General features: G+C 63.6%; 14 protein-coding genes and 1 pseudogene. 2 read left to right on the forward strand and 13 right to left on the reverse strand.

Annotation, left to right across the window (positions count from 1 at the left end; translation table 11 throughout):
• The first annotated feature begins 78 nt into the window (after positions 1 to 78).
• A complete protein-coding gene (locus U0988_RS11250) occupies positions 79 to 954 on the forward strand; it encodes a metal-dependent hydrolase (protein ID WP_322292720.1) in 876 nt (291 codons plus the stop codon).
• A 32-nt stretch (positions 955 to 986) separates the two neighbouring features.
• Here the strand turns inward: U0988_RS11250 and U0988_RS11255 are convergent, their stop codons facing one another.
• From U0988_RS11255 to rplU, 3 genes are all read right to left on the reverse strand, one after another.
• Positions 987 to 1,523, reverse strand: a complete 537-nt coding sequence (locus tag U0988_RS11255) for a GNAT family N-acetyltransferase (protein WP_322292721.1) — start codon at positions 1,521 to 1,523, stop codon at positions 987 to 989.
• Between the two features lie 247 nt (positions 1,524 to 1,770).
• Entirely contained in the window at positions 1,771 to 2,040 is a 270-nt protein-coding gene (gene rpmA, locus U0988_RS11260; protein WP_322292722.1) for a 50S ribosomal protein L27, read from the reverse strand.
• A 26-nt stretch (positions 2,041 to 2,066) separates the two neighbouring features.
• Positions 2,067 to 2,609 carry a 50S ribosomal protein L21 gene (rplU, locus tag U0988_RS11265; protein WP_322292723.1) on the reverse strand — a complete coding sequence of 181 codons (543 nt, stop codon included), beginning with the start codon at positions 2,607 to 2,609 and terminating at the stop codon, positions 2,067 to 2,069.
• Positions 2,610 to 2,715: 106 nt separating this feature from the next.
• On the opposite strand from rplU, the gene U0988_RS11270 reads away from it, so the two are divergent.
• Positions 2,716 to 3,360: a hypothetical protein gene (locus U0988_RS11270; protein ID WP_322292724.1), complete on the forward strand. Its 645-nt coding sequence runs from the start codon at positions 2,716 to 2,718 to the stop codon at positions 3,358 to 3,360.
• A 43-nt stretch (positions 3,361 to 3,403) separates the two neighbouring features.
• Here U0988_RS11270 and U0988_RS11275 read toward each other — a convergent pair whose 3' ends face one another.
• The 10 genes and pseudogenes from U0988_RS11275 to U0988_RS11320 form a co-directional block, all read right to left on the reverse strand.
• Positions 3,404 to 3,841: a hypothetical protein gene (locus U0988_RS11275; protein WP_322292725.1), complete on the reverse strand. Its 438-nt coding sequence runs from the start codon at positions 3,839 to 3,841 to the stop codon at positions 3,404 to 3,406.
• Positions 3,842 to 3,922: 81 nt separating this feature from the next.
• The gene (locus tag U0988_RS11280; RefSeq protein ID WP_322292726.1) at positions 3,923 to 4,381 is read right to left on the reverse strand and encodes a molybdenum cofactor biosynthesis protein MoaE; all 459 of its coding nucleotides are present in this window, start codon (positions 4,379 to 4,381) and stop codon (positions 3,923 to 3,925) included.
• A gap of 9 nt (positions 4,382 to 4,390) precedes the next feature.
• Complete coding sequence (locus U0988_RS11285) at positions 4,391 to 4,633, reverse strand: MoaD/ThiS family protein (RefSeq protein ID WP_322292727.1); 243 nt, start codon at positions 4,631 to 4,633, stop codon at positions 4,391 to 4,393.
• Position 4,634: 1 nt separating this feature from the next.
• Entirely contained in the window at positions 4,635 to 5,663 is a 1,029-nt protein-coding gene (gene moaA / locus U0988_RS11290; protein ID WP_322292728.1) for a GTP 3',8-cyclase MoaA, read from the reverse strand.
• Between the two features lie 4 nt (positions 5,664 to 5,667).
• The gene (locus U0988_RS11295) at positions 5,668 to 6,006 is read right to left on the reverse strand and encodes a Rossmann fold domain-containing protein (protein WP_416172391.1); all 339 of its coding nucleotides are present in this window, start codon (positions 6,004 to 6,006) and stop codon (positions 5,668 to 5,670) included.
• A 5-nt stretch (positions 6,007 to 6,011) separates the two neighbouring features.
• Positions 6,012 to 6,383 carry a dihydroneopterin aldolase gene (locus U0988_RS11300; protein ID WP_322292730.1) on the reverse strand — a complete coding sequence of 124 codons (372 nt, stop codon included), beginning with the start codon at positions 6,381 to 6,383 and terminating at the stop codon, positions 6,012 to 6,014.
• A 9-nt stretch (positions 6,384 to 6,392) separates the two neighbouring features.
• Complete coding sequence (locus tag U0988_RS11305) at positions 6,393 to 7,307, reverse strand: class I SAM-dependent methyltransferase (protein ID WP_322292731.1); 915 nt, start codon at positions 7,305 to 7,307, stop codon at positions 6,393 to 6,395.
• Positions 7,307 to 8,707 (reverse strand): annotated as a pseudogene (gene thrC, locus U0988_RS11310) (threonine synthase). The gene U0988_RS11305 and the pseudogene thrC overlap by 1 nt, the downstream one beginning before the upstream one ends.
• A gap of 83 nt (positions 8,708 to 8,790) precedes the next feature.
• Positions 8,791 to 9,360: an SURF1 family protein gene (locus U0988_RS11315; RefSeq protein WP_322292732.1), complete on the reverse strand. Its 570-nt coding sequence runs from the start codon at positions 9,358 to 9,360 to the stop codon at positions 8,791 to 8,793.
• Positions 9,357 to 9,701 carry a DUF983 domain-containing protein gene (locus tag U0988_RS11320; protein ID WP_322292733.1) on the reverse strand — a complete coding sequence of 115 codons (345 nt, stop codon included), beginning with the start codon at positions 9,699 to 9,701 and terminating at the stop codon, positions 9,357 to 9,359. The genes U0988_RS11315 and U0988_RS11320 overlap by 4 nt, the downstream gene beginning before the upstream one ends.
• Between the last annotated feature and the right edge of the window lie 17 nt (positions 9,702 to 9,718).

The raw sequence follows: 9,718 nt of genomic DNA on the forward strand, positions 1-9,718 counted from the left end.
CGTTCCGGCACCGATCCTTATTGACATTAGTGTCAGTAGTGAATATCCAGAGATTGAACACAATCTCGGAAATTTGCCATGAACGCCCCCGTCAGTTTCGATCTCGCCCCTACGTCCCGCAGTCCCGCCGACCTCGCCATCGTGGTCCGTGACCGGCGGTTCGGCCGTGATATGGCGGCGAAGCGCTGGTGGCTGAACGGCGATCCGGTCGCCTCGGCCTGGTTCAATGCGCTGTCCGCCACCTTCCCCCGCGGCGAGGCGTTTTTCATCGAATCGGTCAAGGCCCACCGCGACGACGCCTCGCCCAAGCTGGCGGCGGAAATCCGCGCCTTCGTGAAGCAGGAAATCAACCACACCCGCGAACATATCGTGTTCAACAAGCTGGCCGAAAGCGCCGGCTACGACATCGGCTTCATCGACCGCCGGGTGGAAGAAATGCTCGCCCTGACAAAGGGGCGGCCGCAGATACTCAATCTGGCCGCGACGATGGCGCTGGAACATTTCACCGCCATGTTGGGCCACGAACTGCTGTCGAACCCCTCCCATCTGGAAGGCGCGGCGGGCGATCTGGGCGATTTGTGGCGCTGGCATTCGGCAGAAGAAGTCGAACACAAAGGCGTGGCCTACGACACCTGGTTGCACGCAACGCGGGACTGGAGCCGGTTTCGCCGTTGGAAGGTCAAATCGCTGCTTATGCTGATCGTCACCAAGCGATTCATTGGCCACCGCGTTGGCGACATGGCGCAATTGCTGGCGCAGGACGGGCTGACGGGCTTCAAATGGAAATTGAAGATTGCCGCCTATCTGCTGTGGAAGCCGGGCTTCCTGCGCCGCATCGCCCCGCAGTGGTTCGCCTATTTCATGCCGGGATTTCACCCGTGGAACCATGACGACCGGCCGCTCATCCGGGTCTATGAAAGCGAATTTCCCGACGCAGTGATGCCGGCGGAGTAATTTCCGGACCCTTCAGCCGGACGCGCGCGGCATTACGCCGCGCGCTGCGGCATTTGCGAATCCTCGTCGAGATCGCGGACATAGACCGCCGCATTGGCAGCCTCGCCGCGGGCCAGGCAGTGGTGTGGCTCCACGCGCCCGGTCGGCCGGAAGCCCGCTTTGCGCAGCACCCTTCCCGACGCCGGATTATCGAGGAAATGGCTGGCCACGACCTGGTGGTGACCGAGCATCCGGGCGATCTCAAGCACTGCATTGGCTGCTTCGGTGGCGTAACCCTGCCCCCAATAGGGGCGTGCGATCCAATAGCCGAGCTCGGCCTTTCCACCATGATCGGCGAGACCGGCGCAGCCGATCACCGCGCCATCTTCCGAAGGCTGGGTCAGCAGGAATGCCGGATAGGCGGGGTCTCGCAGAAGCGATACGAAATCGCGCGCATGGTCCCGCGTGTAGGGCCATGGCGCAGTCGCCAAATTGCGGGTGATCCCTTCGTCGGCAATGCCCTGCCAGATGTCCTGGCAATCCTCCGGCCATGCGGGCCGCAGGAACAGCCTGGGGCTGCGATAGAACATGGAACGTCTCTCCTTTCGCCCCGCTCCGACCTAACTGTGCCAGTTAGGGTCTTTGCGTGACAATCCCATTGCGGCGAAAGCGTTTTTCGCCAGTCCGAGACTCGTTTGCGCCCGGAAATCGCACGAGGGAGAAACGATAAAAGGGAGACCGGCCCCCTTGAAACAAGGTGGCCCATTCTCCCTCTTCGGTGCCGGTACGAACCGGCTGGGCCATCCTGTCGGACGGCCCTGGTAGTGGAACGTCCGGTTATTCCGCGGCTTGTGCCATCACATCAACAGACACATATTTGCGGCCTTGTTTGCCGGAGTGGAATCGCACGCGGCCTTCTGCGGTCGCGAAAAGAGTGTGATCCTTGCCGAGGCCGACATTCGCGCCCGGGTAGAACTTCGTTCCGCGCTGACGCACGAGAATATTGCCGCCGATCACTTCCTGACCGCCGAACTTCTTCACACCAAGGCGGCGACCTGCCGAGTCGCGACCGTTGCGGGATGAACCGCCTGCTTTTTTATGTGCCATCTCGTATTACTCCGAAGTCTTGCGACTTATTTCTTGTCTGCGGGTTTGGCAGCCGGCGCTTTCTTGGCGGCAGGCTTCTTTGCAGGAGCCTTCTTCGCCGGAGCAGCTTTCTTGTCGGCTGCCTTCTTTTCGGCAGGGGCCTTCTCGGCAGCGGCCTTGGCCGGTGCAGCCTTCTTCGCCGGTGCCTTCTTCTCCGGAGCAGCCTTCGCTTCTTCGGCAACCGGCGCAGCTTCCTTCTTCGGAGCGGCAGCCTTCTTGGCCGGAGCCTTGCTGTCACCGACCGAAAGGATGCGCAGCAGCGTCAGTTGCTGACGGTGCCCGGCCTTGCGGCGATAATTGTGCCGGCGACGCTTCTTGAAAACGATCACCTTTTCGCTCTTGGCCTGTGCGATGATTTCTGCCGAAACAGCAACCTTCGATGCGTCCGCGATCGAATCGCCTTCACCGGCGAGCAGGACATCCCCCAGCGGTACCGTGTCACCGGCTTCTCCGCTGAGTTTTTCAACGGCGATCTTGTCTCCGGCAGCAACCCGGTATTGTTTGCCGCCTGTGCGCACGACTGCGAACATGGTGATTTCACTTTCAATATAAAATGCAGTGCCGACCCCGTAAAGGAACCGGCGCGACCAAGGAACCGCAGATTGCGGACCCCGGAAAGATCGGAGCCGTTAAGGTATGATCGCCGTCAAGTCAACGCCGAACTCGGGTTTTGCCGGGCGATCCATATGTATTCCGGCTTCCCTGTATCGGCAGTGCTGGTCTAGCACCAAGTGCGAGGGTAAGAACCCAGCGATGATACACATTGCCCCTTGCTTTCGCTCGCCCGGACTGACCCTTGGCCTGGCCGCAACTCTGCTGTCCGGTTGCGCGAGCGACACGTCGGTTTACCCTTCCCTGGCGGTGCGCGATGTCGAGCGGATCCATGGCTCGTTTCAGTCTAGCCAAACCCCGGCGGCACCGCTGCCCGAATCGCCTCCCTCGGCGGATCTACTGGAACGGCTGGCGCAGTTGCAGAGCGCCGCGGCTAGCGCGCATCGCCTATTCATGGCCGCTGTGCCGGAAACGGAGCGCCTGCTGGCTGCGGCGGCGGGGACGGATGTTACCAGCAACCGCTGGGCCACTGCACAAGTGGCTTTGTCGAGCCTCGAATCAGCCCGCAGCCAGGCGGCAGTGCCGCTCGGTGATCTCGACCTGCTGCACGCCGACGCCGCGATCGAACTGCAGCAGCGCGAGGTCATTCAGGAGGTCCGTGCTGCCGTGACCGCGCTTATTGCAGAAGAAGACGCAATTCTGGCCGGGTTGCGGGGCAGACTGCGGTAGCGCAGAATGCCCCGCAATAGTTGGCCCGCAATGCTTGGCGGACCTAAATGAGGGCGGCAATGGTCACGATAGCCAGCGCCCACAGGACAATCAGGACCGGCAGGATCAGCATCTGTACGGTAGCCTCTCCGGCGGACAGACGCCCCGTCAGAGTGGAGATTCCGCCCCGGCTGAACTGCCCTGGCGACATGGCTCGCTTGGCGCTGCCGGGTGCCATGCGGGTCCAGGCTGCGGGAACCCCGAAGAACCCGGCGATCAGGGTCACGATGATCGCCATCGGAATTATCAATCCGGGGCTGGAAAATGACGTAGCCAGAATGGCGAGAAACGCGAGATAGCAGGCGGCGGTCGCGACATAGAGTCCGCTCGGCAATTCGAAGCTGCGATCCACCTGCACCGGCTGCGCCACTTCGATAATTGCTGGAATTGCTACGACATTTGCCTGGTCGGCGATCACTTCGCGGGTGAGGTGTTTGGACATGGTCAATACTCCCTTGAACCGGGGAGATCCTTGCACTCGCCAGCCCGGCTGCGCTTTGACACAGGTCAAATCGAACGGATTTTATGCTGGTGGCGGAACTTCCCAGCGCGCCAGACCGGCATGATCTTCGGCGCGCGGTTCAATCCAGTGCCAGCCGTCGGCGCGCTTTTCCCGTTTCCAGAACCACGCGGCGCTCTTCAGGTGGTCCATGCAGAAATCCACGGCATCTATGGCATCGCGGCGGTGCCGGGCGGCGGCGGACACGCACACGATCGGTTCGCCGGTCCGCAGGATTCCGATCCGGTGGACCATCAGCAGCCCCATGAGATCGAACCGGCCGAACGCACGGTCCGCCAATCTGTCCATGCCGGGCAGTGTGAGCGGCTCGTAATGGATCAGTTCGAGCGCCTCGGCTCCGTCGTCGCCGCGCACCTCGCCAACAAAGGTGCAGACCCCGCCCAGCCCCGGATTGGCTTGAGTGAATGGCCCGATCAGCGAACCGGGGATGAACATTTCGGTCAGCAAGCGAATATCGCGCATGGCCGATCGTCAACCCCCGCTGACCGGCGGCAGCAGAGCGACCTCGTCCCCGCCGACTGCGCGGAGAGATTTCTTGTCGGTCAGCACCCGTCCGGAGCAGGCGACTTTGACCCGTTCGCCGGGCAGTAGCTCGGCCACGGCGGGCGCGACCGCCTCGAGCAAGCCTGCCCAGTCGAGCGGTGCCGGGACGCTGATCGCGTCCGTCCCGGCGAGATCGGCTAGCGGCCCGAGAAAGAGCACCCGCACCAGCATTTCAGCCGCCCGTCATCGACATATGCCGTGGCTGCGCCGGAGCAGCGCCGCGGGTGTCAATCCGGAAATGGTGCTTCTCCGGCTTGATCCGCATTGCCTCGTCCAGTGCTGCTTCGAGCCGGAACTCGGGATCGGCTGAGCGCAACGCCGCCCGCAAATCGACCTGCTCCCCGCCCCCGAGACAGGGGTAAAGCTGGCCCGTCGCGGTCACCCGCAGGCGGTTGCAGCCCTCGCAGAAATTATTGGACAGGGGGGTGATCAGGCCGAGCCGCCCGCCGGTTTCCGCCACATCGAAATAGCGCGCCGGGCCGCCGGTCCGGTGATTGGATGGGCTTAACGTCCAGCGCGCGTCAAGCCGGGCCTTCACTTCCCCGAGCGGCAGGTAATGATCGATCCGGTCGCCATCGACCTCGCCCAGCGGCATGGTTTCGATGAGGGTTACATCGTGCCCCTGCCCATGCGCCCAAGCGATCAGATCCGGCAATTCGCCCTCATTCAGCCCCTTGAGCGCGACAGTGTTCAGTTTGACCTTGAGACCGGCCGCCTGCGCCGCCGCGATTCCGTCCAGCACTTGGGATAGCTGGTTGCGCCGGGTCAGCTGTTCGAACAGCGCCGGATCGCGCGTGTCGAGCGAGACGTTTACCCGGACAATTCCCGCCGCCGCCAACGCATCGGCGTGGTCTGCCAGCCGGGTGCCGTTGGTTGTCAGCGTCAGTTCGTCGAGCCCGTAGCCCACCTCCCGTCCGAGCGCCCTCACCAGGTCGATCATGTCGCTCCGGACCAATGGCTCGCCGCCGGTCAACCGGATCCGGCGAACGCCGCGCGCGATGAAGGCCAGCGACAGCCGGTGCAATTCCTCCAGCGACAGCACTTCCGCCCGCGGCAGGAATTTCATCTTCTCCGGCATGCAATAGGAACAGCGCAGGTCGCAGCGGTCGGTCACCGACAGCCGCAGATAGGTAATCCGGCGCTGGAACGTATCGACCAGCGGGCGGGCGGCGGCCAATGGCGAGGCGGCAGTTCCTTCCATGCCGCTAATGTGCCGGATTTCCCGCGCCTTGGCCATCGGTGATCAGCAGCTGGCCGGTCACGCCCGGCGCGCGTTCGAGATATTCCACCGCCGCGGCAATTGCGGCGGCATCGCCGCCCGCGACCAAATTGACCCGGCATGGCGCGGCTTCGCGGGCCAGATCGCGGGCCAGCCCGCGGCGCCAATCGCGGTGATCCTGCGGCGCGGTTGGCATCACCAACACCAAGGAGGAGATATTTTCGGCAATGGCGGCGCGCGCGGCGGATAGCCAGGAACGGTGAAATTCCGCCGCCGCGTCGATCGCGGCGTCGGGCAAGCCGTCAATCCGCAGAACCACTTGCACCGGGGTCAGCGCCGCTGCCGGGTCAGAGTGATCCCGATCCGCTCGTTCGCCTCCGCAATCGCCAGCTTGACGATCTTCACGGTGACCGCTTCGATCCGCTCGTCCTGCACCATCAGCGTTTCGATGATATGATCCGCAACCGCTTCGATCAGCTTGAAGTGAACGCCGGTCGGCAAGCCTTCGCTGGCGGCGAATTTCAGGTCCATGTAATTCTTGCTGACTTCCAGCGGAGTCTCGGGATCGTAGCGGTCGGCGCATTTCAGCGTCACCGCCATGCTGATACGCAGTGGCTGCGGCTTGCCGGTCTCCTCCGAATAGATGCCGGTCAGGACATCATGCTCGAAATCGGCAACTTCCAGGATCAGCGAATCGGCCATGCGCGCGCCTTAGACCGAATTTCGCCAGCGCGCGAAGATTGCGGTGGGGAGCAGCCTGCCCTGGACCCGCTCATCCTGAGCTTGCCGAAGGGGTTCCTCGCGCACCGCCAGATCGCCGTGCTCAATCGTACCCGGCATATCGGCGAACAATTCCGCCAGCAAGCCGCTCAGCGCCAGGCTGGACATCCGCACCGCGTAAACCGTCAGGAACAGGAATTTGCTATCCGCATCCAGCAATTCGCGGCAATCGCCCACCAGAGGCGCAAGGCAATCCTCGATCCGCCAGGTTTCATTCTTCGGCCCGCGCCCGAACTTGGGCGGGTCGAGGATGATGCCGTCATAGCGCTTTTCCCGGCGAACTTCGCGCGCAGTGAATTTGGCAGCATCATCCACCAGCCAGCGGATCGGGCGATCCCCCATCCCGGCTAGCGCCGCATTCGCCTGCGCCTGCGCGACCGACTTCTTGGATGCATCGACATGGGTAACCGGGCCGTGCTGGCTCAGTGCCAGACTGCCGACGCCGGTATAGCCGAACAGATTAAGCGTCTGCGCATCGGTCCTGCCGTCAAGCTGCTGCCGCATCCAGTCCCACACCGGTGCCATGTCGGGGAAGAACCCAAGGTGCCGGAACGGTGTGCATTGCGCGGTGAAGCCCACTTCGCGCCATTGCAGCGGCCAGCCTTCTTCCGGCACGGGATTGTCGTAAAGCCAGCGGCCACCCCCATCCTCGTCCGATCCGGGCACGAATTCCGCCTGCGCTTCCCACTGCGAAAAGCGGGGCTGCCACATGGCCTGCGGTTCGGGCCGGATGAAACGGTAAGGGCCGTAGCGTTCCAGCTTGCGCCCATCACCGCTGTCGACCAGCCCGTAATCCTGCCACGCCGCCCCTTCCAGGATCAGCGGCTGTTCGATCAACTGCGCCATCAGGAGCTCGGCGTAGCGCGTTCGGCGATGAAGGCGGTCACCGCATCATAATCGCCGGGCAATTCAGTGTAGGCTTCTTTCCGCGCGAACAGATCGCCCACGCGGGCGGGCAGTTGCGGGCGCTGGCCGGTGGCGCGTTCCACTGCGTCGGGGAATTTGGCGGGGTGAGCGGTGGCGAGGGTGACGACCGGAATATCCGCTGTAAGGCCAGCCTCGCGCGCGGCATGCAGGCCGATTGCGGTATGCGGATCGATAATCTCGCCGCATTTCTCGCTTGCCCAGCGCATCGCGCGCGCCATGTCATTGGCATCGGCGCGGGCGCTGGTGAACAGACCTGCCGCACCATCGCGCTGCGCGTTGGTCAGCCGCATCGTCTTGTCCGCGTCGAAGCCCGCCATCTGCGCCGCCATCGCTGCGCCGTCGCGCCCGCCGCAATCGAACAGCAGCCGCTCGAAGTTGGAACTGACCTGGATATCCATAGACGGGGCCGCAGTGGGCGTGACCGTTCCGGCAGAATAGTCGCCTTCGGACAAGGCCCGGTGGAGAATGTCATTGATGTTCGTCGCCACGATCAGCCGTTCGATCGGCAGGCCCATCCGGGCCGCGACATAGCCTGCGAACACATCCCCGAAATTGCCGGTGGGCACGGAAAACGCCACCTTGCGCTGCGGAGCGCCCAATTGCAGCGCGGCGGCGAAATAATACACCACTTGCGCCATCAGCCGGGCCCAGTTGATAGAATTGACCGCCCCAATGTGGAACCGCGAGTTCATCGCCGGATCGCGGAACACCCGCTTCACCATCGCCTGCGCATCGTCGAAGCTGCCCTCGATGGCGATATTGTGGACGTTGGGCGCGCGAACCGTGGTCATCTGGCGGCGCTGGACATCGCTGACCCGGCCCTTGGGATGAAGCATGAAAATGTCGATCCGTTCACGCCCGGCCACTGCGTCAATTGCCGCCGATCCGGTATCGCCGCTGGTCGCGCCGACGATGGTCAGGTGATCGCGGCTTCGCGTGAGGAATTTCTCGAACAGCAGCCCGAGCAGTTGCAGGGCGACATCCTTGAACGCCAGCGTCGGGCCGTGGAACAGTTCCAGCAGCCATTACTGTTCGTCCAACTGATTAAGCGGGGTCACCGCAGCGTGGGAGAAGCGGCCATAGGCCTGCTCGCACAGCGCGCCGAGTTCGTCCCTGGTCAGGCTATCACCCACGAAGGGCTGCATGATCCGGGCGGCCAGTTTGGCATAGGGGAGCCCGGCCAGTCCGGCGATTTCCGCTTCGCTTAATCGGGGCCAATCGACCGGCAGGTACAACCCGCCATCGTCCGCAAGCCCCGCCAGCGTCGCGCCTTCGAAATCAAGAGTCGGCGCAGCGCCGCGGGTCGAGACATAATCCATAGGGGAACGCGGTTAGCTGCGCAGCGGGACAAGGGCAAGCGAGAGGCGCTTGGGGCGGCAAAACCTAGGCTGTGCCGCCGCGCTCAGGACTTGCCGCGGCGCTTCAAGGCCAGAAAGAAGACCACCAGCGCGGTCAGGGCAAAGAAGAACCACTGTCCGGCGTAGGCAAGATGGTTGTTGGGAATATCCGCCGGGTCGGGCTTGGCTAGCGGTTCGAGACCGGCCAGCGGCGGGTCTGCCACGATCCTGCCGCCCGGCGCGATGACCCCGGTTACCAGTCCGCCAGTGTATTCAGGCGCTGCCGGATCGCGGGACCAGCCGAGGGCGACCTCGCCCGTACCGCCGTCCGGCAGAATGCACTCGGCCTTGTGCGCCCAGCCGCTGCGCCCGTTGGCGGAACTGCCGGACACTGAAAGCATATTCGTGACCCGCGCGCATTCGAACCGGCTGCGGCGATACAGTGCCGCTTCCAGCGATGCCTGATCGCGGGGATAGGCGATCTCGCTGTCGTCTGCCTGGGCAGCAGAATAGATCGCCAGCTGCGCCTCCTTTTCCTGGAGACGGCCCAACTGCCAGAAACCCAGCGCGATCATGGTCACAACCGCAGCCAGCACCACCAGTGTCGCGACGACGGGAAGCTCGCGAATCTTCATGGTCTGCGGCCTGCTTCACCCGCGTTGTTGCGGTACTCAGCAAGCGCCAGCGCCGCCTTGGCCGCCCTGAGGCCGTAGATCACCAGCCCCGTCGTGAGCGGTATCCACAACAGGGCGTGCACCCATACCGGCGGCTCGTAAGACAATTGCAGCCACATCGCGAGGCCGACGATCAGCGCCCCGATGATCAGGATCAGGAATGAGGCTGGACCGTCGCCGACGTTGAACTTCGTGAAATCGAGCGAACACGCGCGGCAATGATCGGCGAATTTGGTCAGCCCGCCAAACAGCGTGCGTGCACCGCATTGGGGGCACAGACCGAAAAGGGCAGCCTCGCCCATGCGCGGCTGCCCTTTTG

Source organism: Allopontixanthobacter sp. (assembly GCF_034376665.1).
Classification (GTDB): Bacteria; Pseudomonadota; Alphaproteobacteria; order Sphingomonadales; family Sphingomonadaceae; genus Allopontixanthobacter.

What these genes read in the sequence shown, in the direction of transcription:
- U0988_RS11275 (WP_322292725.1), bottom strand. Translation starts at nt 3,841, where the DNA reads ATGTCCAAACACCTCACCCGCGAAGTGATCGCCGACCAGGCAAATGTC.
- moaA (WP_322292728.1), bottom strand. Translation starts at nt 5,663, where the DNA reads ATGGAAGGAACTGCCGCCTCGCCATTGGCCGCCGCCCGCCCGCTGGTC.
- U0988_RS11255 (WP_322292721.1), bottom strand. Translation starts at nt 1,523, where the DNA reads ATGTTCTATCGCAGCCCCAGGCTGTTCCTGCGGCCCGCATGGCCGGAG.
- rpmA (WP_322292722.1), bottom strand. Translation starts at nt 2,040, where the DNA reads ATGGCACATAAAAAAGCAGGCGGTTCATCCCGCAACGGTCGCGACTCG.
- U0988_RS11305 (WP_322292731.1), bottom strand. Translation starts at nt 7,307, where the DNA reads ATGGCGCAGTTGATCGAACAGCCGCTGATCCTGGAAGGGGCGGCGTGG.
- U0988_RS11250 (WP_322292720.1), top strand. Translation starts at nt 79, where the DNA reads ATGAACGCCCCCGTCAGTTTCGATCTCGCCCCTACGTCCCGCAGTCCC.
- U0988_RS11285 (WP_322292727.1), bottom strand. Translation starts at nt 4,633, where the DNA reads ATGCTGGTGCGGGTGCTCTTTCTCGGGCCGCTAGCCGATCTCGCCGGG.
- rplU (WP_322292723.1), bottom strand. Translation starts at nt 2,609, where the DNA reads ATGTTCGCAGTCGTGCGCACAGGCGGCAAACAATACCGGGTTGCTGCC.
- U0988_RS11270 (WP_322292724.1), top strand. Translation starts at nt 2,716, where the DNA reads ATGATCGCCGTCAAGTCAACGCCGAACTCGGGTTTTGCCGGGCGATCC.
- U0988_RS11300 (WP_322292730.1), bottom strand. Translation starts at nt 6,383, where the DNA reads ATGGCCGATTCGCTGATCCTGGAAGTTGCCGATTTCGAGCATGATGTC.
- U0988_RS11280 (WP_322292726.1), bottom strand. Translation starts at nt 4,381, where the DNA reads ATGCGCGATATTCGCTTGCTGACCGAAATGTTCATCCCCGGTTCGCTG.
- U0988_RS11320 (WP_322292733.1), bottom strand. Translation starts at nt 9,701, where the DNA reads ATGGGCGAGGCTGCCCTTTTCGGTCTGTGCCCCCAATGCGGTGCACGC.
- U0988_RS11315 (WP_322292732.1), bottom strand. Translation starts at nt 9,360, where the DNA reads ATGAAGATTCGCGAGCTTCCCGTCGTCGCGACACTGGTGGTGCTGGCT.